Source organism: Vibrio alfacsensis (assembly GCF_019670485.1).
In the GTDB taxonomy this organism is placed as follows: Bacteria; Pseudomonadota; Gammaproteobacteria; order Enterobacterales; family Vibrionaceae; genus Vibrio; species Vibrio alfacsensis.
This window is the reverse complement of the sequence record NZ_AP024166.1, coordinates 80,005-97,751: the sequence shown is the minus strand read 5'-3', so window position 1 is coordinate 97,751 and position 17,747 is coordinate 80,005. Positions and strand designations below refer to the sequence as shown.

Annotated in this window: 12 protein-coding genes, 5 tRNA genes and 3 rRNA genes; 4 read left to right on the top strand and 16 right to left on the bottom strand. The window is 45.1% G+C overall.

Annotation, left to right across the window (positions count from 1 at the left end):
* Positions 1 to 24 precede the first annotated feature (24 nt).
* Positions 25 to 1,398 carry a sensor histidine kinase gene (locus VA249_RS15150; RefSeq protein ID WP_221071276.1) on the bottom strand — a complete coding sequence of 458 codons (1,374 nt, stop codon included), beginning with the start codon at positions 1,396 to 1,398 and terminating at the stop codon, positions 25 to 27.
* The gene (locus VA249_RS15145) at positions 1,395 to 2,063 is read right to left on the bottom strand and encodes a response regulator transcription factor (protein ID WP_221071274.1); all 669 of its coding nucleotides are present in this window, start codon (positions 2,061 to 2,063) and stop codon (positions 1,395 to 1,397) included. Before VA249_RS15145 ends, VA249_RS15150 begins: the two co-directional genes overlap by 4 nt.
* A gap of 225 nt (positions 2,064 to 2,288) precedes the next feature.
* Here VA249_RS15145 and VA249_RS15140 point away from each other — a divergent pair, with 225 nt between their 5' ends.
* Positions 2,289 to 2,999, top strand: a complete 711-nt coding sequence (locus VA249_RS15140; RefSeq protein WP_221071272.1) for a glycerophosphodiester phosphodiesterase family protein — start codon at positions 2,289 to 2,291, stop codon at positions 2,997 to 2,999.
* A gap of 39 nt (positions 3,000 to 3,038) precedes the next feature.
* Here VA249_RS15140 and VA249_RS15135 read toward each other — a convergent pair whose 3' ends face one another.
* Positions 3,039 to 3,521: a L,D-transpeptidase family protein gene (locus tag VA249_RS15135; RefSeq protein WP_221071270.1), complete on the bottom strand. Its 483-nt coding sequence runs from the start codon at positions 3,519 to 3,521 to the stop codon at positions 3,039 to 3,041.
* Positions 3,522 to 3,800: 279 nt separating this feature from the next.
* Here VA249_RS15135 and VA249_RS15130 point away from each other — a divergent pair, with 279 nt between their 5' ends.
* Positions 3,801 to 4,796 carry a 2-hydroxyacid dehydrogenase gene (locus VA249_RS15130; RefSeq protein WP_221071268.1) on the top strand — a complete coding sequence of 332 codons (996 nt, stop codon included), beginning with the start codon at positions 3,801 to 3,803 and terminating at the stop codon, positions 4,794 to 4,796.
* 84 nt (positions 4,797 to 4,880) lie between these two features.
* The gene (locus tag VA249_RS15125) at positions 4,881 to 5,237 is read left to right on the top strand and encodes a YibL family ribosome-associated protein (protein ID WP_211918098.1); all 357 of its coding nucleotides are present in this window, start codon (positions 4,881 to 4,883) and stop codon (positions 5,235 to 5,237) included.
* A gap of 122 nt (positions 5,238 to 5,359) precedes the next feature.
* On the opposite strand, the gene VA249_RS15120 is transcribed toward VA249_RS15125, so the two are convergent.
* From VA249_RS15120 to VA249_RS15070, 11 genes are all read right to left on the bottom strand, one after another.
* Positions 5,360 to 5,710 carry a DUF3147 family protein gene (locus tag VA249_RS15120; protein ID WP_221071267.1) on the bottom strand — a complete coding sequence of 117 codons (351 nt, stop codon included), beginning with the start codon at positions 5,708 to 5,710 and terminating at the stop codon, positions 5,360 to 5,362.
* A 492-nt stretch (positions 5,711 to 6,202) separates the two neighbouring features.
* Positions 6,203 to 6,982, bottom strand: coding sequence for a hypothetical protein (locus VA249_RS15115; protein WP_221071265.1), 780 nt, complete (start codon positions 6,980 to 6,982; stop codon positions 6,203 to 6,205).
* 377 nt (positions 6,983 to 7,359) lie between these two features.
* Positions 7,360 to 7,450: transfer RNA gene (locus VA249_RS15110), tRNA-Ser, on the bottom strand.
* Positions 7,451 to 7,540: 90 nt separating this feature from the next.
* Positions 7,541 to 7,657, bottom strand: a 5S ribosomal RNA gene (gene rrf / locus VA249_RS15105).
* A gap of 91 nt (positions 7,658 to 7,748) precedes the next feature.
* A 23S ribosomal RNA gene (locus tag VA249_RS15100) occupies positions 7,749 to 10,641 on the bottom strand.
* A gap of 328 nt (positions 10,642 to 10,969) precedes the next feature.
* Positions 10,970 to 11,045: transfer RNA gene (locus VA249_RS15095), tRNA-Val, on the bottom strand.
* Between the two features lie 35 nt (positions 11,046 to 11,080).
* Positions 11,081 to 11,156, bottom strand: a tRNA-Ala gene (locus VA249_RS15090).
* A gap of 28 nt (positions 11,157 to 11,184) precedes the next feature.
* Positions 11,185 to 11,260: transfer RNA gene (locus tag VA249_RS15085), tRNA-Lys, on the bottom strand.
* 2 nt (positions 11,261 to 11,262) lie between these two features.
* Positions 11,263 to 11,338 (bottom strand) — tRNA-Glu (locus VA249_RS15080).
* 90 nt (positions 11,339 to 11,428) lie between these two features.
* Positions 11,429 to 12,981, bottom strand: a 16S ribosomal RNA gene (locus VA249_RS15075).
* The 16S, 23S and 5S rRNA genes sit together here with 5 tRNA genes alongside, the layout of an rRNA operon.
* 469 nt (positions 12,982 to 13,450) lie before the next feature.
* On the bottom strand, positions 13,451 to 13,975 hold the full coding sequence (locus VA249_RS15070; RefSeq protein WP_221071263.1) for a DUF3087 domain-containing protein: 525 nt from the start codon (positions 13,973 to 13,975) through the stop codon (positions 13,451 to 13,453).
* 248 nt (positions 13,976 to 14,223) lie between these two features.
* Here VA249_RS15070 and trmY point away from each other — a divergent pair, with 248 nt between their 5' ends.
* Positions 14,224 to 14,823 (top strand): tRNA (pseudouridine(54)-N(1))-methyltransferase TrmY, encoded by a 600-nt coding sequence (gene trmY, locus VA249_RS15065; protein WP_005374282.1) that lies wholly within the window; start codon positions 14,224 to 14,226, stop codon positions 14,821 to 14,823.
* 69 nt (positions 14,824 to 14,892) lie between these two features.
* On the opposite strand, the gene VA249_RS15060 is transcribed toward trmY, so the two are convergent.
* Positions 14,893 to 16,236, bottom strand: coding sequence for a TldD/PmbA family protein (locus VA249_RS15060; protein ID WP_221071261.1), 1,344 nt, complete (start codon positions 16,234 to 16,236; stop codon positions 14,893 to 14,895).
* Positions 16,236 to 17,621, bottom strand: coding sequence for a TldD/PmbA family protein (locus tag VA249_RS15055; RefSeq protein ID WP_221071250.1), 1,386 nt, complete (start codon positions 17,619 to 17,621; stop codon positions 16,236 to 16,238). The genes VA249_RS15060 and VA249_RS15055 overlap by 1 nt, the downstream gene beginning before the upstream one ends.
* Positions 17,622 to 17,747 lie beyond the last annotated feature (126 nt).

The window sequence follows — 17,747 nt, the reverse complement described above, 5'->3', positions numbered from 1 at the left end:
TGCTATGGATTTAGACTCTCACCATCACTGCTTAAACAATAATGTGACTGCCAACCCACCACTAGAGCGATTCGTCGCTTTTGCTTTGCCACCCATCATCCGCATCGACTCCTTAACAATCGCAAGCCCTAGGCCATAACCACCTAGCTTTTTGTCACGAGATGGGTCTAGTCGCGTAAACGGGTTGAAGATATCAGACAACTTACTATCAGGGATGCCTGGTCCGTTATCTGCAATGGTAAGCGCCAAATAATTCTGCTGTTCATGTCGCTCATTAACCAAAGAGACCTCAATTTTTGCAGATTGACCCGCGTATTTTATTGCATTCCCAATAATGTTATTCAAGCAACGAACCACCAAAGTATCGTCACACTGCACTTTACTCAACAGCGCCTTTGATTCAAAAACCAGTTCCTGATCCACTTTAAGATCAATCTTGCAGCGTTCAACTTGTGGTTCCAGCAGTACTTCTAAATCAATACGCTTCAACTCGGTATCGTAGCGAGCATTCTCCAGCCGGCTGAATTCTAAAATCTCACCAACGAGGTGGTTAAGTTCATTCGCCTCTTCTTCCATCCGAGTCACGAGACCTTGTTCACTCTCGCTCACTCGCTTACGCAGTAAATGCAGCACCAAATTTTGACGAGCAAGCGGTGTACGCAATTCATGAGATACATTTCGAATTAAATAACGCTGCTTTTCAGCAAGAGTGTGGATCTCTTTCGTCATGTCATCGAAATCTTGAGCCAACTCATTAAACTCTCGGGTATTGGACTTCAATTCATCCACAACGCTGACATTAAAATCACCGTTTGATAGCTTTTTACTCGCTTCTCTCAATCTGTCTAAAGGCTGTTGTAAGCTCCTTGCCATCAGCAATGAAAACAGAGCTAAGATGACAACCGCTATAACAACCTTTAACACATTGAAATAGAGTATAAACTCACGTGCCGGGTGCAAACGATGAGGTAATTGAATCACCAAGCTGTTGTTACCAACCAGAGGAATACTAAAAATTGGCTGACTCACTCTCCCTTTCAATTGCTCATCAAGGCTTCTTTTGAATTGTAATTTGAATTCAAAATGCGGATGCATCAATCGATGAGTTAAAGGGTGGAGATTTTCGTCCAGCACAAATAGATAGTATTTTTGGCTATTGGCCCAATCGGCCAGTTCATCCATATCACCATATTCAATCATCACATTAGCTTGATGAGCTAAATCCAACATTTCTGTTTTTACGTGATTCGGTACTTTTAATACGGCTTTCACCAACGCCTGTTCTGCAAGAGCTTGTACGGCTAGAATACTGAAGACTATCGCTGTCATGTAGCTAAAAAGCTGAAACGCTAGGCTGTCTTTTCGTTGTGATATATACGACGGACAACGAAATTTCATGACCCCGCAGCGGCCTCGATATAACTATAGCCTTTACCTCGAAGCGTCTTTATATGTTGCTTCGATAGTCCACCCTCAACCAACTTACGACGGATGTTACTTATGTGCATATCGAGATTTCGGTCAAACGGACTCAGTTCTTTCTTCAGCACTTCGATTTGCAATTCGGCTTTCGAGATCACTAGTCCCGGTTTTTTTACCAGATACCCCAATAAATCCGCTTCGGTCTCTGTTAATGGCAAACTATTCAGGCGGTCGCTGATATTTTGCACAGTGGAACACATTGCTTGCCTATGACGCTCTAAACCTACACGACGAAGAACCGCTTTTATTCGCATGAGTAGTTCTGCGACGTTAAAAGGTTTTGCGATGTATTGATCTGCCCCAGCTTGATAGCCATCAAGCATAGAGTTTTCATCACTCAATGCGGTAAGCATCAGAATCGGCGTAGCGAATCTTTGACAAATCCGACGTGCAACCTGCATTCCATTTAGGTTCGGTAACATCACATCAAGCAGAACGAGATCAACCGACGTTTTTTCCATGTATTGCAATGCACTTTCACCGCAATGAACCGATGAGACGGTATAGCCCTCATCTTGCAACACTGCTTCAAGTAATTCGCATAACGGAACGTCATCGTCCACGATCAACACTCGTGACATTTCCAATCACCATTTTAAATAGAAATGGTTCGCATTCTATTACTCATTTACAAATTAAACAACCATAGTTTTTGTGGTTTTTCTGCTTAATTGTACTCATGTCATTTGGGTGCCGTAACTTTCCTTGATTCAACTGCTTTTATTCTCATATTCCAATGACTTTCTGTCATCGCGTTTTAATTGGAGTACAATCTCATCAACTTGTTACTGGAGTAATAAAACGAAATGAAAATGCTGTTAATTGGTCACCGTGGCGTGGCAGGAAAATACCCAGAAAACACAAGGGTCAGTGTGCAAGCTGCCATTGATATGGGCTTAAATTGGGTGGAAGTCGATGTACAGCCGACAAAAGATAACATTCTTGTCGTTTGTCATGATCATACTGTTGACCGTTGCAGCAATGGCAAAGGCCGAATCGATCAGATGACATTAAGTGAATTGAAAGAGCTCGATTTCGGTAGCTGGTTTAGTCCTGAGTTTGCGCATCAACCAATCATGACATTAGCTGAGCTACTTGAACTCGCTAACAGTCATCAGCTCAATCTGAACATCGAAGTCAAGGTTGACCACCATTCCGCTGAACAAGTCGCTCAGATACTTGCGCAAACCCTAACACAAGGCTCTCTAAGTCACGATCGTATCTTACTGTCTAGCTTTAGCCATGACGTCATACGGGCGCTGCATAAAAACTGCAAAGGGTATCGTCTTGGTGTATTAAGTGAATTTTTTACACGTAAAGATCGTGCGCTATTGGAAGAGGTCAACGCTTACAGTTGTAACCTAAACATTAACTGGGTGCGTTCGCGCCAGATCCTTAAGCTTCAACAGGCAGGATTCAAAGTGATGTGCTATACGGTGAATAACCCAAATAAGCTCAAGCACTTGCCAGTGCTCGATGGCATTTTTAGCGATTACCCGAGCCGATTCATAATATAGACACTCTAAACTAAAAATGGGAACCGATGAGAACAATCATTACCACTCAATGAGAATAGGAGTTCCCATCTTCACTAACTCAATAAATTCATCCATTTCTTCGTTACTGATTGCGATACAACCATTCGTCCAATCAAAGCTTTGAATAAACTGAGCGGATCGCGTTTCGCCGTTTTTCAATCCGTGGATCTTGATGTCACCACCCGGAGAAACTCCACGTCGATGGGCTTCAAGCCGATCAATGGCATCTGGATAACTAATATGAACCGAGCGATAGAATGCGGAATCTTCAATGATGTAATCTAGAGTGTAATCGCCCTCAGGCGTTCTATTATCTCCCTCTTCTTGCTTGTGACCTTTCGGATTTGCCCCCAACGCGATGCGGTACTCCTTGACCACTTCACCATTTTCAATCAAATACATTCTACGCTTGGATTTATCCACTTTGACTAAATCGACCGCAGCATGAGCACTAAATGCCAACGTACAAAACAAAACTAGAGGTAACCATTTTATTGACATCAACACAGCGCCCAACTCACACGAAACAAGAAATATTCAAAAGGAGCTATGCTAGTCAGATGGTAATAGTAAAGCAAACTTAAAGTGACAAAATTGAACTACTCATTACGTCCTGACTGAATTACTGTAGTAATAGAAAGCATCATAAACAAATCGTTTTATAAGCAGATGATTTTATAGACACAAGTTACTTTGAAAAGCCTAGCCCTACGAAAACAACGTGGCTTTCAGACGCGATGCTTATTTGAAATAACGGGGCATAAATGTGGAGAGGAAATTATGTTAAACATTGCTTTTTTCAGTGCCAAGTCCTATGACGAAGCGTCTTTCAACAAAGTAAAAGATAATAGAGATTTCACATTCCATTACCACGACTTTAGGTTAACCGCTAAGACAGCCAAAATGGCACAAAACTGTGAGGTGGTCTGCGCTTTTGTTAACGATGATCTATCAGAACCCGTCTTAAAACAGCTTTCTATCGGCGGCACACGTCTAATTGCCATGCGTTGTGCAGGCTTTGATAAGGTCGACTTAAATGCCGCCAAAGCGTTAGAATTACAAGTGGTGCGGGTCCCTGCTTATTCTCCTGAAGCCGTCGCTGAGCATACTGTCGGGATGATGATGTGCCTTAACCGCCGTCTTCATAAAGCTTATCAGCGAACTCGTGATGCGAACTTCTCTCTTGAGGGTTTAGTTGGCTTTAACTTCTTTGGAAAAACGGTTGGTGTCATTGGCACTGGAAAAATTGGTATTGCCACTATGCGCATCTTCAAAGGACTAGGAATGGATCTGCTTTGCTATGACCCGTACGAAAATCCTTTAGCATCAGAAATGGGCGCTCGCTACTGTTCACTTGAAGAGATCTACGCGAAATCAGATGTCATCTCTCTTCACTGTCCAATGAGCGAAGAAAATTACCATTTACTTAATGAGCACGCTTTCTCACAAATGAAAGATGGTGTCATGATCATCAACACAAGCCGTGGGGAACTTCTCGATTCAGTTGCTGCTATAGAAGCGCTTAAACAAGGTAAAATTGGGGCACTAGGCTTGGATGTATATGACAATGAAAAAGACTTGTTCTTTCAAGATAAATCAAACGACGTGATCGTCGATGACGTATTCCGCCGCTTATCAGCGTGTCACAACGTACTATTCACAGGGCATCAAGCATTCTTAACTCATGAAGCTCTCAACAACATCGCATCCGTTACGCTAAATAATATCGACGCATTCTTATCAGGAGTACCATCAGGGAACGAACTCATTAACTAAATCAAGCAATCTCGCAGTATAGTAGAGCGTAGAATTTCAGCTATGCTATACTCCCGACCTTTAAAAATATTGAGTCCTATTACCATGAGCATAAAAACTGATATTCAAAAGCTGCACAACCGTTTAGATACATGCCAACGTAAACTTGACGCGGCACGTTCTCGTGGTGATCAAGAAATGATTACTAAATTCACGAATGAGGTTGATGAGCTATCTAAAAAGCTAAACCAACTAAAACACAAGCAAGCTTACGAAGTAAACAAAGAACGTAAGAGTCTACTTGATATGCCATTCTCTCGTGAAATCACTAAAGAAGAACAAGCAGATATCGGCAAGCTTAAAAAACGTGTTCGTGGCCTAGTGATTGTTCACCCTCTAACGAAAATGGGTAAAGAACTGCGCCTAGACGCAATGACGGGCTTTGCACCAAAAGAATTCTAATTGCTCAGTAACACTGCGTATTTTAATCGCCCAAGTAAATCGCTTGGGCTTTTTTACTTTTATAACCCCAAAACTATAACCCTACAAACCGGTTTAATTTCTTTGATAAGAAAGTCCCTTGTCTACAATAGATTGACACCAAACTGTTTCAAAACAAAATTGGTGACAAAAAAACAAACAATCGACACCACGCAACTAATTAGCAAAGTGATCCCAAAAGGGTACTTAGTCAGCAAATAAGGAAAAATCAGGAACATTGGTAAAGTAGGCAACACATACCAAAATGTGTAAAACGCATGGTTGGAGAGTTTTTCTGTCCCTTGCCCCTCGATATGCATCCAAATCAAAGCCAGTATTGTGACAGTCGGTAAAGCGGCAACTAACGCCCCTAGCTTATCGCTTCGCTTTGCGACTTCAGAAATAAGCACAACAATCGCAGCAGTTGTCAGGTACTTAATCGCAATCCATAGCACTAGTAACCTCCTTGCAAACAGTATTTAGCCAGTACGTCGATTATTTACTTACTACACGACCAAGAAATCTCAAGACTGTTTGATCATTACCATCTTGATGATCCGGCCGAAAATAAGCACAACGTTTCTTATTTGCTAGCCGTTCCAACTCTACACTATTTTCAGCAAGATAAACGTGTTGGTGACAATAGGAACAATACTTCATCTTATCATTACCTATATCCTCCAAATCTGACCATGCTCTATCACAAATGAATTCAAACTCGCACTTCATCAGTTTCTCCTTAGCCTGATAAATAGGTACTTTTCCTTATACACAAGAAGCATCATCATGACACCATCACAGGCTTTAACAAGTCCATTGACGTCAATACTGTTCAAAAGAGATCGAATTATTTTCTATACTTGAATAACTTACATCCTATGTTTAATCAAAATGATAGATACAAAAAAGCACTCGAGAACGAGTGCTTATACTTAAAAGAAATGCGCTTAATGTTGAACAGGCGTACTGATATACAGTGTTTTATTCAGCGTTGTGGTACTTGGCTCAAGTTCAAAGTTCCAGTGACCAACGATAGGTGCGTGATAACCACCTTCCACGATAAATTCAACAGTATTGTGTGTTTTCTTCCAGATTCGTACCAATCCATCGATATTACTTGTTCGGATAATACTGTGAGCAATCGGATCTGAACACCCAGGTAAAAACTCACCTTCATTCAGAGTAATCTTATACAAAGTACGATTTGAGCTCATGAGAAAATCATCGGCATGCACGCCATCTACATCTAGAGTCGCAACCTTATTCGCTAAAATATGCGGTGTGTCAGGTGGCGTTACATCAATCTCAACTGGTATGCGAATACTCAAATCATGCTCAGTAGAAAGCACGCTTTTATCAAGCGTAAAATCAATGAAGTTCACTGCACGGTGATCAAGTTCACCAGAAATTCGATAGCTAATTGTATTTGAACTTGCACGATAAGGGCGAAGAACATTATCAGTGGAAAGACTCGTTGCGTTACGTAGAGTATTAACGTTAGTCGTTGTTAGTGTTGCCCCCTCTAACTCCACGTGAAGTTGGAAACCATATAAGAGATGTTGGTATGGCAATACATCATAGTTAACCTTAATCTTTGGCACACTAATACCATAACGCTCTGCGTCTTCAACAGTAAGCGTATACTCATGAGCGAGTGTTGGTTGAGTCACACCGAGTGAAAGCGCTGAAGCAATAAATAGAGCCGAAAGTGACTTATTGGTTTTCATAATTGCACCTATAGTTAACATTCATTAATTTGATAAAAACCGGAGACGCAAATTGCGTGAAAACCGTTGAACTGGCAACTATTAAGTAAAATAAAGTCTCAATATTGAGAATCTCATTCAGGAATTTTACCAACTGCCATACTGCTCGTATCGCATTGCTACTCATTTTCTATTTTATGAACGGCTGGTAAAAGCATCGAAACTGAAAAAATTTTAAGCCATATTTCTGTGTAATTTTGGAGTTCGAGGAGACCTATTTGGGGTTGGATACAACTAGGGGTTTAGTCAATCCCTGCCATTTCCTGCACGTGTTGTATCTTGACCTAAAAAACTGAAACGAAAAAAGCCTCGCTATTTCTAGCGAGGCTTCTTAATAGTGGCGGAGAGATAGGGATTTGAACCCTAGGTACGCTATTAACGTACGCCGGTTTTCAAGACCGGTGCTTTCAACCACTCAGCCATCTCTCCGCAAATTTTTACTAAAATTTAGTCTTATACTAATGATGCTAAATCTCAGTTTTGCCTTTAGATTTTTTAAAATCTAAAAACAGTAAGCAAGCCTGGCGATGTCCTACTCTCACATGGGGAAACCCCACACTACCATCGGCGCTATTTCGTTTCACTTCTGAGTTCGGAATGGAAATCAGGTGGGTCCAAAATGCTATGGTCGCCAAGCAAATTCTTTAATCTGGAAAGCTGTTTTTGTGTTCTCTACACAATCAAGTCTGTTCTTGCTTTGAGTCCATCAAAACCCTTTGGGTGTTGTATGGTTAAGCCTCACGGGCAATTAGTATCAGTTAGCTCAATGCCTCACAGCACTTACACACCTGACCTATCAACGTCGTAGTCTCCGACAACCCTTTAGGATACTTAAAGTATCAGGGAGAACTCATCTCAAGGCTCGCTTCCCGCTTAGATGCTTTCAGCGGTTATCGATTCCGAACTTAGCTACCGGGCAATGCGTCTGGCGACACAACCCGAACACCAGAGGTTCGTCCACTCCGGTCCTCTCGTACTAGGAGCAGCCCCTTTCAATTCTCCAACGCCCACGGCAGATAGGGACCGAACTGTCTCACGACGTTCTAAACCCAGCTCGCGTACCACTTTAAATGGCGAACAGCCATACCCTTGGGACCGACTTCAGCCCCAGGATGTGATGAGCCGACATCGAGGTGCCAAACACCGCCGTCGATATGAACTCTTGGGCGGTATCAGCCTGTTATCCCCGGAGTACCTTTTATCCGTTGAGCGATGGCCCTTCCATTCAGAACCACCGGATCACTATGACCTGCTTTCGCACCTGCTCGAATTGTCATTCTCGCAGTCAAGCGGGCTTATGCCATTGCACTAACCTCACGATGTCCAACCGTGATTAGCCCACCTTCGTGCTCCTCCGTTACTCTTTGGGAGGAGACCGCCCCAGTCAAACTACCCACCAGGCACTGTCCGCAACCCCGATAAGGGGTCGACGTTAGAACATCAACACTACAAGGGTGGTATTTCAAGGACGGCTCCACAGATACTAGCGTACCTGCTTCAAAGCCTCCCACCTATCCTACACATGTAGGGTCAATGTTCAGTGCCAAGCTGTAGTAAAGGTTCACGGGGTCTTTCCGTCTAGCCGCGGGTACACTGCATCTTCACAGCGATTTCAATTTCACTGAGTCTCGGGTGGAGACAGCGTGGCCATCATTACGCCATTCGTGCAGGTCGGAACTTACCCGACAAGGAATTTCGCTACCTTAGGACCGTTATAGTTACGGCCGCCGTTTACCGGGGCTTCGATCAAGAGCTTCGACCGAAGTCTAACCCCATCAATTAACCTTCCGGCACCGGGCAGGCGTCACACCGTATACGTCATCTTACGATTTTGCACAGTGCTGTGTTTTTAATAAACAGTTGCAGCCACCTGGTATCTGCGACTCTCGTCAGCTCCATCCGCAAGGGACTTCACCATCAAGAGCGTACCTTCTCCCGAAGTTACGGTACCATTTTGCCTAGTTCCTTCACCCGAGTTCTCTCAAGCGCCTTGGTATTCTCTACCCGACCACCTGTGTCGGTTTGGGGTACGATTCCTTACAATCTGAAGCTTAGAGGCTTTTCCTGGAAGCATGGCATCAATGACTTCACTACCGTAGTAGCTCGACGTCGTGTCTCAGCCTTAGAAAGAGCCGGATTTACCTAACTCTTAAGCCTACGCACTTGAACCTGGACAACCGTCGCCAGGCCCACCTAGCCTTCTCCGTCCCCCCATCGCAATTGTAAGAAGTACGGGAATATTAACCCGTTTCCCATCGACTACGCCTTTCGGCCTCGCCTTAGGGGTCGACTTACCCTGCCCCGATTAACGTTGGACAGGAACCCTTGGTCTTCCGGCGAGGAGGTTTTTCACCCCCTTTATCGTTACTCATGTCAGCATTCGCACTTCTGATACCTCCAGCATGCTTTACAACACACCTTCAACGGCTTACAGAACGCTCCCCTACCCAATGAAGTAAACTTCATTGCCGCAGCTTCGGTTTATTACTTAGCCCCGTTACATCTTCCGCGCAGGCCGACTCGACCAGTGAGCTATTACGCTTTCTTTAAATGATGGCTGCTTCTAAGCCAACATCCTGGCTGTCTGAGCCTTCCCACATCGTTTCCCACTTAGTAATAATTTGGGACCTTAGCTGGCGGTCTGGGTTGTTTCCCTCTCCACGACGGACGTTAGCACCCGCCGTGTGTCTCCCGGATAGTACTTACTGGTATTCGGAGTTTGCAAAGGGTTGGTAAGTCGGGATGACCCCCTAGCCTTAACAGTGCTCTACCCCCAGTAGTATTCGTCCGAGGCGCTACCTAAATAGCTTTCGGGGAGAACCAGCTATCTCCAGGTTTGATTGGCCTTTCACCCCTAGCCACAAGTCATCCGCTAATTTTTCAACATTAGTCGGTTCGGTCCTCCAATTGATGTTACTCAATCTTCAACCTGCCCATGGCTAGATCACCTGGTTTCGGGTCTATATCCAGAGACTGAACGCCCAGTTAAGACTCGGTTTCCCTACGGCTCCCCTAGATGGTTAACCTTGCCACTGAATATAAGTCGCTGACCCATTATACAAAAGGTACGCAGTCACAGGACGTAATGCCTGCTCCTACTGCTTGTACGTACACGGTTTCAGGTTCTATTTCACTCCCCTCACAGGGGTTCTTTTCGCCTTTCCCTCACGGTACTGGTTCACTATCGGTCAGTCAGTAGTATTTAGCCTTGGAGGATGGTCCCCCCATATTCAGACAGGATATCACGTGTCCCGCCCTACTCGATTTCACTGAATGTGCGTTGTCGACTACGGGGCTATCACCCTGTATCGCCGGACTTTCCAGACCGTTCGTCTAACGCATATAAAGCTTAAGGGCTAGTCCAATTTCGCTCGCCGCTACTTTCGGAATCTCGGTTGATTTCTTTTCCTCGGGGTACTTAGATGTTTCAGTTCCCCCGGTTCGCCTCATTAACCTATGAATTCAGTTAATGATACTAGCTTGTGCTAGTGGGTTTCCCCATTCAGAAATCCCAGACTCAAATGGTTGTTACTACCTAATCTGGGCTTATCGCAAGTTACTACGTCTTTCATCGCCTCTGACTGCCAAGGCATCCACCGTGTACGCTTAGTCACTTAACCATACAACCCCAAAGAGTTTCAGAAGAAATCTTGAGTTTGTTGTTTAAACAACCAAAGTTGCTATCTCATTATTTGAATGAGCGAGATAGCTATCGATTTTGCCGGACTCAAATATGTTTTGCTTTCGCAAAACCCAAGAACACTTGAATGTGTTTTTGTGTATTCATCGAAATGAATACTTTGAGAACTTTACAAACAAACGCTTATCTATTTAAGACAAGATTTGTTTTGTCAGCTTTCCAAATTGTTAAAGAGCTAATCACTTCTCATGAAGTAACCATTTTTAAAAACACTCTGCTTTCTGTTTTAAAGAAAGTGTGCTTAAAGATGGTGGGCGATACCGGGCTCGAACCAGTGACCCCCTGCTTGTAAGGCAGGTGCTCTCCCAACTGAGCTAATCGCCCACATGAGTTTTACGTCTCGTGGTAGACGTCAAGAATGGTGGAGCTATGCGGGATCGAACCGCAGACCTCCTGCGTGCAAGGCAGGCGCTCTCCCAGCTGAGCTATAGCCCCATCTTGAGAGTCATTTCTAAAAAAGAAATGGTGGGTCGTGCAGGATTCGAACCTGCGACCAATTGATTAAAAGTCAACTGCTCTACCAACTGAGCTAACGACCCAATGGTATCCCGTAGGGGAGTCGAACCCCTGTTACCGCCGTGAAAGGGCGGTGTCCTAGGCCTCTAGACGAACGGGACACTGGATTGAAGATATTGGGATATCTTCGTCTCTTTTACTTTATAAACCGTATCAATCTGTGTGGACACTCATCGTGAGTAATCATCGTATAAGGAGGTGATCCAGCGCCAGGTTCCCCTAGCGCTACCTTGTTACGACTTCACCCCAGTCATGAACCACAAAGTGGTAAGCGTCCTCCCGAAGGTTAAACTACCTACTTCTTTTGCAGCCCACTCCCATGGTGTGACGGGCGGTGTGTACAAGGCCCGGGAACGTATTCACCGTGGCATTCTGATCCACGATTACTAGCGATTCCGACTTCATGGAGTCGAGTTGCAGACTCCAATCCGGACTACGACGCACTTTTTGGGATTCGCTCACTTTCGCAAGTTGGCTGCCCTCTGTATGCGCCATTGTAGCACGTGTGTAGCCCTACTCGTAAGGGCCATGATGACTTGACGTCGTCCCCACCTTCCTCCGGTTTATCACCGGCAGTCTCCCTGGAGTTCCCGACATTACTCGCTGGCAAACAAGGATAAGGGTTGCGCTCGTTGCGGGACTTAACCCAACATTTCACAACACGAGCTGACGACAGCCATGCAGCACCTGTCTCAGAGTTCCCGAAGGCACACCTGCATCTCTGCTGGCTTCTCTGGATGTCAAGAGTAGGTAAGGTTCTTCGCGTTGCATCGAATTAAACCACATGCTCCACCGCTTGTGCGGGCCCCCGTCAATTCATTTGAGTTTTAATCTTGCGACCGTACTCCCCAGGCGGTCTACTTAACGCGTTAGCTCCGAAAGCCACGGCTCAAGGCCACAACCTCCAAGTAGACATCGTTTACGGCGTGGACTACCAGGGTATCTAATCCTGTTTGCTCCCCACGCTTTCGCATCTGAGTGTCAGTATCTGTCCAGGGGGCCGCCTTCGCCACCGGTATTCCTTCAGATCTCTACGCATTTCACCGCTACACCTGAAATTCTACCCCCCTCTACAGTACTCTAGTCTGCCAGTTTCAAATGCAATTCCGAGGTTGAGCCCCGGGCTTTCACATCTGACTTAACAAACCACCTGCATGCGCTTTACGCCCAGTAATTCCGATTAACGCTCGCACCCTCCGTATTACCGCGGCTGCTGGCACGGAGTTAGCCGGTGCTTCTTCTGTAGGTAACGTCAAATCCATACGCTATTAACGCATGAACCTTCCTCCCTACTGAAAGTGCTTTACAACCCGAAGGCCTTCTTCACACACGCGGCATGGCTGCATCAGGCTTGCGCCCATTGTGCAATATTCCCCACTGCTGCCTCCCGTAGGAGTCTGGACCGTGTCTCAGTTCCAGTGTGGCTGATCATCCTCTCAGACCAGCTAGGGATCGTCGCCTTGGTGAGCCCTTACCTCACCAACTAGCTAATCCCACCTAGGCATATCCTGACGCGAGAGGCCCGAAGGTCCCCCTCTTTGGCCCGTAGGCATCATGCGGTATTAGCCATCGTTTCCAATGGTTATCCCCCACATCAGGGCAATTTCCTAGGCATTACTCACCCGTCCGCCGCTCGCCGCCCAACAAATCCTCCGAAGATTCAATGTTGTCGCTGCCGCTCGACTTGCATGTGTTAGGCCTGCCGCCAGCGTTCAATCTGAGCCATGATCAAACTCTTCAATTTAAGATTTTGTTCGACTCAATGAATACTGAACATTACATAGTAATGTTTGAATTGACTGTGCTGAATCTTTCGATTCAATGGTCACTTCGTTTCATTGAAATCTAATTTGAAGCCGAAGCTTCTAATTTGGATTATCATCAACGAGTGCCCACACAGATTGATAGGTCTATATTGTTAAAGAGCTTGCTTCGTAAGCTTTACTATCGAAGCGGAGGCGTATTCTAAGGAATTAATTCTTAGTGTCAAACACTTTTTTAAATTAATTTTTAGAAGCTTTTCTTTCGCCTCATTGCCAACTGCTTTTGCGTTTCCGCTTTGCCCTGACAACGGAGGCGCATTATAGGGAGATAATTTTTCTTGGCAACCCTTTTTTAGAAAAAAAACTTAAAAAAAAGCGTTAAGTGATGAAATCTTACTCAAACGCTTGTTTTTAGCACTTGGTTGTTAACTTCAAGTAGCAAATAGGCAATCAATATGTATCTATCCAAGACTCTTCAAAGCTTGTGATATCAAGATCCAGTGATTGTGCCGCTTCGATTTTCTCAATAGCCTCTAATTCTTTATTTACACTGCTCATCGTCAATGTGTTGTTGTCTAACTCAAACACCTGACTTTGAGTCGTATAGTAGAACTTAAGTACCGTCAGCGCTTTTACATCATGCTCAGCAGAAGCGGCTTTAATGCTTTTCAGTTTGCGGAAGATCTTGTTGTGCAGCTGCTTGAGTTTCCAGACATACAACACTTCCTCCATGTATGACCGAGTTTTAAATTGATTCAGTAAAGAGAGTGACGTTGCGAACGCGAGAACCACACCAATCAAGTTCCAGTGAAAGTTTCCCGTTGATTGCTCAGGAACGATGTCTGTATTTCCAAATAAAACGATCAACACTGTGCTAAATGCAAGGGAGGATATCGCAAGCAGTGCTACAAAGCCGCCAATGACGAGATTCACTTTCTTTCTATAAACTTGTTTGTTTATTTTTCTAATTTCCATATACCGCTCCTAAATAGATTACTTCTATTCTAACGAGCACACTCAGCACAACAATCGAAGCTTTGTAAATAAGTTCACATTTACTATTAAGCTCACAGCCTGCCCTTTCTCTATTGCGATAGGCTTCGGTGTATTGGATTCCAATGATTATCTAACCACAAAATCAACGCTACCTCTGGTCCTAGCATATTGCGCTTACTTAGGTATATACTCCGCGCATTCACTCTTTCTATATAGAGGCTAAATTTATGCGCTCTTTTGTTTTACGAGCTCGCGCTGCACCCACCACCAGCAAGGCACTGTTAGAAGGTGTTGGTAATGAAGCGCATACAGAGATTCTTGCTCATACCATGATGAACACTATGTTTGTTGCTCAATCGCACCGTGAAGATGTTGTTGTGCATTTGGTTTTAGAAAGCACAAAAGATTTCTCCCGTACCATCACTATTCGCTCCAACGACATCACCAACATTGGCGGCTTCCATGAGTCAACGCTAATTGCAGCAGTGGCTCGCGCTTTGGACGCATCAGTGGGCATGGGTAAAGAGCAGCTTCGTGAAGTCGAACCTGGTATTACCGTTCGCACAGTGAGTTTCGAACGACTAGTGCAAGAACTCGCAGAAGACCACCAGCTATATATGTTGGATAAAAAAGGTGAATTTGTTCGTGATGCTGAAATCGGTGGAAACCCATGTTTCTTGCTAACTGACCATATTCCGATGCCGAAGAAGTCTTTTAACAGCTTGAAGCGCCTTGGCACAGAGAAGATCAGCTTAGGTCCTAAGATGCTTTTCGCTTCTCAGTGTGTGGTTTTAATCCACAATGAGTTGGACATTCGCGAATTTTAATTTTCGTGAGTTGATAAAAGAAAGAGGACTGCAATGAGTCCTCTTTTTGTTTCTATAGGAATGCTAAGTTTACTTACCACCAATGCTCAAACGAGCAAAACGAACGTCTGGCGAGAAGAAAGTGCGGCTATCGTTAATTAGCTGAGTATCACCTACTGCCTCAACTTCTTGCAGCAACTTGTAGAAGTTACCCGCTACCGTGATACCACGTACTGGTTGAATGCGCTTACCATCACGACACAAGAAGCCACTCGCACCAAACGAGAAATCACCACTCACTGCATCCGCCCCAGAATGGACACCTTGAAGTTCGACTAACTCTAGGTACTCACCCGCTTTTACTTCTGACGCACTGCTGTTGCCTGTCGCAATCACTTTGTGATTCGCTGACACGTCTAAGCTCGATTTTGCACCACGCGCAGCACTTGCTGTCGAGACTGCGCCCAAGTAACTTGCGGTCTGGCTGTTGTGTAGCAAGGTTTTCAACTCACCATTAGCAATCATGACATTGTTTTGAGTCGCGAAGCCTTCACTATCAAAACTTGCGATCGCCATACCATTTGGCATGTAAGCCGTATCGGTAAAGGTAATCAAATCACTCGCAACACGTTGACCAAGCTTGTCACCCAGTGGCGTAATACCTTTCATCGCGCTTACACCAGAGAAAGCACTGCCGAAAGCACCGAATAAACTTGCTAGCGCATTGATGTGAAAAATAGCAGGATAGTTACCCGTCGTAACCGGAGCGCCTTCAAGAAGATCACGAGCAAGGTTGTAACCACTTTCGATACAGTAAGCTGGGTTCAACTCATCAAAATGGCGACCCAGTGACATTCTACCCGCCATCGACTGTTTGCCGTCTTTTTCAAACAAGGTATACGCGTAACAAGTAAACGAGCGTTCGAAGTGTTGGCACAACGAGCCTTGTGTATTGGCGATGATTAATTGCGTTTCGCTATCACTATAACCATTGTAAGGTGCGCTAGAAGCGTGAGGCAGAGCGACTACGCCTTGCTCAAGAGCGAGAGACAGTTCGATCTTTTCGTCAACCGAGGTGGTATCCTCTTGTGCAATCTCAGCAACATCGGTCGTGATTTGGCTGTTCACACAGCTAATGGCCTGATGTTCATCTTGCTTGGAAAAGCGAGCGCTTTGCAGTGCATTGGTCAGCATCAAATCTAAGCTTGGTTGCTCTAACGACTCAGAATAGCTCGTTGCAACGCGCGCATCTTTCACAACACGAACACCCAGAACTTGGCTTGAGCTTACTTTGTACTCATCCAGCTTTCCTTGGTTCGCTTTCAAAGAAAAGCTGCTGTTGCGGTTTACAATGACGTCCGCTTCTGCCCCTTGGCGTTTTGCTTCTGATAGGACGTAATCAACCGCAGTAAGAAGTTGTTGTTCTTGGCTCATTAGTTACCGCCTCCTACCAGAATGTTATCGACTTTCAGCGTTGGCTGACCGACTGTTGTTGGTACTGAACCACTTACTGAACCACACATGCCCGGCGCAAGCGCCATGTCTTTGCCGACCATGCTGATTTCTTTCAACACTTTTGGACCCGTGCTGATCAGCGTTGCTGTTTTCAGAGGCTTGGTGATTTTGCCATTTTCAATGAGATAAGCTTCACGAACAGCAAAGTTAAACTCACCCGTACCCGGTTGAACCGAGCCACCGCCCATCTTCTTCGCATAGATACCACGTTCGATGCCTGCCAGCATGTCATCAAGTGCATGCTCGCCCTCTTCGATAAAGGTGTTACGCATGCGCGATGTTGGTGCGAACTTGTAGTTTTGACGACGACCAGAACCCGTAGGCTCATAACCTGTCTTCATGCCACCCATTTTATCGACCATGAAGCTGGTTAGCTTACCGTCTTTGATCAATTGAGTGCGCTGAGTCTTCATGCCTTCATCATCAATGTGAATCGAGCCCCATTCGTTGGTCATGGTGCCATCATCGACTGCATTCACTGCGGTGTGAGCAACCATTTCGCCCATCTTGTCGTGGAAGACTGATGCTTTCTTCGCAACCGAAGTGGTTTCTAGCAAGTGACCACACGCTTCATGGAAGATAACACCGCCAAAACCGTTACCAATTACCACTGGCATTTCACCCGATGGACACGCATCCGCACCAAGTTTTACTAACGCTTGCTGCGCGATAGTTTGACCTAGCTCTTTCGCATCCAGCTGTTCACTGAACTCCCAACCAGCAAGAGCGCCAGGACCTTCCATACCAGAAGACTGCTCATTACCTTTTTGCGCGACAGTGTTACCAGCAACTCGGATGTAGTGGCGAGTATCATCAACGTGTAGACCTTCTGAGTTGAAGATAGACACTTGCTGTTCGCGCTGAAGCACGCTGCCAATGAACTGGCTGATATGTTCACTCTCTGCGCGTGCGGCTTGGTCAACTTGCAATAAGAAAGCAATTTTAGAATCTAGGTTAGCGTCTTTGCCAAGTGGCATACGACAACCATGTTGAATTGGGTAGCGGTTCAGATTGAGAGAACCTGCTGACACGATTTGCTCACGCTTGTCTTTTGCTGCAAGCAGTGAGGTTACGCGTTTAAGCTCGGCTTCATCGGTGCTGTTGGTGTAACCGTAAAGCACTTTATGACCGAAGAAGAGACGAATACCGATACCAAAATCGATACCCGAGTTCACCTTGTCCACCTCACCAGATGCGATCTGGACAGTGTTGGTTTGATGGTGTTCAACGAATAGCTCAGCGAAATCAGCCCCTAAAAAGAGGGCATGATCGATCACCGCTTTCGCTGTTACAGAATTAAGCATGAAATCTCCTTGCTCGTTGATCGTCCTAGCCTTCCCCACCTCTGAGTTAGACTCTGTTTATAACAGTCACAACCTAAATTGGATGACTCAAAAGCATATTGGCAACGCGTTAAATGTTAACACTTT

Bases quoted from the DNA above. Each gene is read 5' to 3' on its own strand.
- VA249_RS15150 (WP_221071276.1), bottom strand. From the start codon at position 1,398: ATGAAATTTCGTTGTCCGTCGTATATATCACAACGAAAAGACAGCCTA.
- VA249_RS15145 (WP_221071274.1), bottom strand. From the start codon at position 2,063: ATGTCACGAGTGTTGATCGTGGACGATGACGTTCCGTTATGCGAATTA.
- VA249_RS15140 (WP_221071272.1), top strand. From the start codon at position 2,289: ATGAAAATGCTGTTAATTGGTCACCGTGGCGTGGCAGGAAAATACCCA.
- VA249_RS15135 (WP_221071270.1), bottom strand. From the start codon at position 3,521: ATGTCAATAAAATGGTTACCTCTAGTTTTGTTTTGTACGTTGGCATTT.
- VA249_RS15130 (WP_221071268.1), top strand. From the start codon at position 3,801: ATGTTAAACATTGCTTTTTTCAGTGCCAAGTCCTATGACGAAGCGTCT.
- VA249_RS15125 (WP_211918098.1), top strand. From the start codon at position 4,881: ATGAGCATAAAAACTGATATTCAAAAGCTGCACAACCGTTTAGATACA.
- VA249_RS15115 (WP_221071265.1), bottom strand. From the start codon at position 6,982: ATGAAAACCAATAAGTCACTTTCGGCTCTATTTATTGCTTCAGCGCTT.
- VA249_RS15070 (WP_221071263.1), bottom strand. From the start codon at position 13,975: ATGGAAATTAGAAAAATAAACAAACAAGTTTATAGAAAGAAAGTGAAT.
- trmY (WP_005374282.1), top strand. From the start codon at position 14,224: ATGCGCTCTTTTGTTTTACGAGCTCGCGCTGCACCCACCACCAGCAAG.
- VA249_RS15060 (WP_221071261.1), bottom strand. From the start codon at position 16,236: ATGAGCCAAGAACAACAACTTCTTACTGCGGTTGATTACGTCCTATCA.
- VA249_RS15055 (WP_221071250.1), bottom strand. From the start codon at position 17,621: ATGCTTAATTCTGTAACAGCGAAAGCGGTGATCGATCATGCCCTCTTT.